General features: G+C 62.1%; 4 protein-coding genes and 1 pseudogene. 1 reads left to right on the top strand and 4 read right to left on the bottom strand.

Going from position 1 to position 3,391, the window contains the following annotated elements; translation table 11 throughout:
• Positions 1-74: 74 nt before the first annotated feature.
• The 4 genes and pseudogenes from Q0L57_RS08840 to blh form a co-directional block, all read right to left on the bottom strand.
• Positions 75-428 (bottom strand): carboxymuconolactone decarboxylase family protein, encoded by a 354-nt coding sequence (locus tag Q0L57_RS08840; RefSeq protein ID WP_296741258.1) that lies wholly within the window; start codon positions 426-428, stop codon positions 75-77.
• 69 nt (positions 429-497) lie between these two features.
• The gene (locus Q0L57_RS08845) at positions 498-1,277 is read right to left on the bottom strand and encodes a sulfite exporter TauE/SafE family protein (RefSeq protein WP_296741259.1); all 780 of its coding nucleotides are present in this window, start codon (positions 1,275-1,277) and stop codon (positions 498-500) included.
• Positions 1,278-1,388: 111 nt separating this feature from the next.
• Positions 1,389-1,505 (bottom strand): annotated as a pseudogene (locus tag Q0L57_RS08850) (YeeE/YedE family protein); the annotation flags it as partial.
• Positions 1,505-2,818 (bottom strand): bifunctional sulfur transferase/dioxygenase Blh, encoded by a 1,314-nt coding sequence (blh, locus tag Q0L57_RS08855; protein WP_296741261.1) that lies wholly within the window; start codon positions 2,816-2,818, stop codon positions 1,505-1,507. The gene blh and the pseudogene Q0L57_RS08850, both read right to left, overlap by 1 nt.
• An 83-nt stretch (positions 2,819-2,901) precedes the next feature.
• Here blh and Q0L57_RS08860 point away from each other — a divergent pair.
• On the top strand, positions 2,902-3,391 hold a 490-nt coding region (locus tag Q0L57_RS08860), incomplete at its 3' end, for an FAD/NAD(P)-binding oxidoreductase (protein ID WP_296741264.1).

A 3,391-nucleotide genomic window follows, 5' to 3' on the forward strand; every position in this document is an offset into this window, starting at 1 on the left:
CAGCTTCCAGGCCAGAGCGTAACGGCGTGGTGCACGGTGCAGCAAATTTCGCGCGCGTGCGCTTGTAGCGTCGTCTAACCCGGTGCTTCGGCAGCGAGCTGGTCGAAGGCCTCGAGGGCGTGCGCTGCGTACATCACCGATGGCCCAGCGCCCATGTACACCGCCATCGCCAGCGTCTCGCCGATCTCTTCGCGGGAAGCACCGGCCTTGACCGCGCCTTCGGTATGATAGGCGATGCAGGGCTGGCAGCGGATCGCAACGCCGATTGCCAGCGCAATCAATTCCTTGGATTTGGCATCGAGGGCGCTGCCGCCATGGGCTGCGCGCGCCATGTCGGAGAACGACTTCATCACCTCAGGCGTAGCCTGCCTGAGCGTCTTGACGCCTCCGTTCATATTGTCGATCAGGTCTTTCCAGTCTTCGATCATTGTCGTGTTCCTGTTACGCGGAAAAGGTGAGTCGTGGTGCGTTATGTCATTAACTGATGACTCCGATGCTCAGTGCGAGAAAACGGCGGCGCTACGGTAGAGCACGTAGATAGCGACGGCAAAGATAAGCGCGGCAAAAATCCGGTTGAGCGTGTTCTTTCCTGATGACAAGCGATTGGCAAGGAGCATGCCCACAATGCCACCACCGATGCCGCCCGCGATGAACTCAAAAGCGACCCGCCAATCGATGAGTCCAGATGCCGCATAGTTCAGGGCTGTCGCCAAACCGAAACTGCCGACGGCCAGGAGCGAGGAGCCGATGGCGTTGATCATCGGCATGCCGGTCGCCAGGATCAGCGCCGGCACGATGAGAAATCCGCCCCCGATGCCGAAGAAGCCGGAGGCCATGCCCGTGACGAAGGCGATCGCAGCGGTGATGAGGCAGGTTCGCAAATCCACAGGCCGTTCGGAAGACGCGGCCTCTCGTCTCGGCCGAAGCATCAACGCGCCAACGACGATCATGAGAAGGCCAAAAAGGAAGAGCAGGCGCTGCCCATCAACCAGCTTGCCGAGAGTCGAGCCTGCGAGCGCGCCGAGCGTGCCGACGGCGGCGAATACGATCGCGCACCGCCAGCGGACATTGCCGCTCTTCGCGTGCCCGATGAGATTGGCGAAGGCGTTTACCGAAACGGCAAGCGCGCTCGTGCCGATCGCGATGTGTGGCTGTGACACTCCGACGACGTAGAGCAGCAGCGGCGTCGCAAGAATCGATCCGCCGCCGCCGATCAGGCCCAGCGAGAAGCCGACCAGTCCGCCGGACAGCAGCGCAGGCACCAGAGAATGCAGCATCCCGGCCTATCCTCTCGCTGCGACGATGCGATCATGGAGGCCATCCTGACGAACATGGCGAGGACGAAGGTCACCGGCGACGTCCTGACCGAAGCGCTCAGTGTTCGTGCAAAGGATCCTGCCGATGATGCCGCCAATACCGGCAATGCGGCCTATCGACAGCATCAGTAGACCGGCGGACAGACCAATCAGCGCGACGCCAAGTGCGGGAGCAAGATGGGCCTCCATCACCACGCGGCCGCCGCCAGCGCATTGAGCGGGATCTTCAAGTAGCGCTTGCCATTGCCTTCGGGCTCCGGAAGGCGGCCGCCGTTGATGTTCACCTGAAGCGCAGAGAGAATCAGCTTGGGCATCGGTAGCGTGGCGTCGCGTGCCTCGCGCAGCGCGATGAAGCTTTCCTCGGTCTGTCCGGCGACGTGCGGATTGCAGCGCTTCTGCTCGGCGACGGTGCTCTCCCACAACGGCGCACGGCCGCCGGGCTGGTAGTCGTGACCGGTGAAGATGCGCGTCGTGTCGGGTAGTGCAAGAATGTCTTGAATGGATTTCCAGAGAGCCTTCGCGTTGCCACCCGGAAAGTCGGCGCGGGCGGTGCCTGAGTCGGGCATGAACAACGTGTCATGGACAAACGCTGCGTCGCCGATCACGTATGTGATCGAGGCCAGCGTATGCCCCGGTGAGAACATCACCTTCGCGTCGAGGGAGCCGATCTTGAAGGTGTCGCCGTCAATGAAGAGATGATCCCATTGGCGTCCGTCGGCAGGGAAATCCGGCCAGTTGTAGATGTGCTTCCATAGCGCCTGCACATCGACCACGTGCGAGCCGATCGCGGTCGAGGCGCCGCTCTTGTCTTTTAGATATTGCGCGGCCGAGAAGTGATCGGCATGCGGGTGGGTGTCGAGAATCCACGCGAGCGAAAGGCCCTCGCTGGCAATGTAGGTGAGAATTTTGTCTGCCTGCTCGGTTTTCGTCGACCCCGATTTTTCATCGTAGTCGAGCACCGGATCGATGACGGCGCATTTTTGCGTCGCTGGATCGCTGACGACGTATTGAATGCTTCCGGTGCGAGGCTCGTAGAAGCCTTTCACCTTCGGCTTCGCCTGGCCTTGACGCGTGGATCGGTTCGCGGCCAGCCAGGTGCGCGCGGCATCCGGCGCGATGCCGATCCTGGTCGCGGTCGCGATCAGCCTGTCGTCGCTAAAGCCTTCGATGTCGGCATTGCCCGCCAGCACCCACATGTAGAAGGCCCGCGCACCGGACCGGCAGTGCGCGATGACCGGGCCGTCGGATGCGACGATGGCCTCGCCGAAGCGGCGGACGTCATCCTTCGTCATCGACGTGCTGGTAACGGGAATGAAGACATAGTCGAGCCCTGCCGCCTTTGCAGCCGCGGCCTCCGCAGAGGTCCCCGGCTGCGAAGCCTCCTCGCCGTCCGGGCGATTATTGATGACGGTCCTGAAGCCAAGGCGCCTGAGCTCCGCGAAATCCCCGGGCTGGAGTTGCCCCACGACCGAAAACTTCTCCGTGACCGGAATGGGCTTCATGGAACCGTTCCTTGACCGTCGGTGTTATCAATTACATAATTACGTATAATTAGATATGAAGAACCGCAAGTGGGAGAAGCCTCATGGAAGCTGCCGTCCGCAAGCCCCTCGTCCCTGAACCCGTTCTGAAGCATCGGATCGTCATCGTCGGAGGCGGGGCAGCGGGGATCACGGTCGCGGCGGAGCTGAAGAGGCGCGATGGCAAGCTCGACGTTGCGATCGTCGAGCCGGCAGAGACCCACTCTTACCAGCCGGGCTGGACGCTGGTCGGTGCGGGCGTGTTCACACGCCAGCAGACCGCGCGGGAAGAGCGCTCCCTGATTCCAAACGGCGTTACATGGATCAAGGCCGCCGTCAGTGATTTTGACCCCGATCATAATCTTGTCAGGCTGAGCGACGGCCGCGCCATCGGTTACGACTATTTGGTCGCTTGCCCAGGCCTGAAAATCGACTGGGATGCGATCGCGGGACTCAACGAGACGCTCGGCCGTAACGGCGTGTGCAGCAACTATCGCGCGGACACCGCTGAATACACCTGGCGGCTGATCCAGGACTTCCGGGGCGGCACGGCCC

Origin of the sequence: Mesorhizobium sp., from assembly GCF_024509055.1 — a bacterium.
Taxonomy (GTDB): Bacteria; Pseudomonadota; Alphaproteobacteria; order Rhizobiales; family Rhizobiaceae; genus Mesorhizobium.

What these genes read in the sequence shown, in the direction of transcription:
- blh (WP_296741261.1), bottom strand. Translation starts at nt 2,818, where the DNA reads ATGAAGCCCATTCCGGTCACGGAGAAGTTTTCGGTCGTGGGGCAACTC.
- Q0L57_RS08840 (WP_296741258.1), bottom strand. Translation starts at nt 428, where the DNA reads ATGATCGAAGACTGGAAAGACCTGATCGACAATATGAACGGAGGCGTC.
- Q0L57_RS08845 (WP_296741259.1), bottom strand. Translation starts at nt 1,277, where the DNA reads ATGCTGCATTCTCTGGTGCCTGCGCTGCTGTCCGGCGGACTGGTCGGC.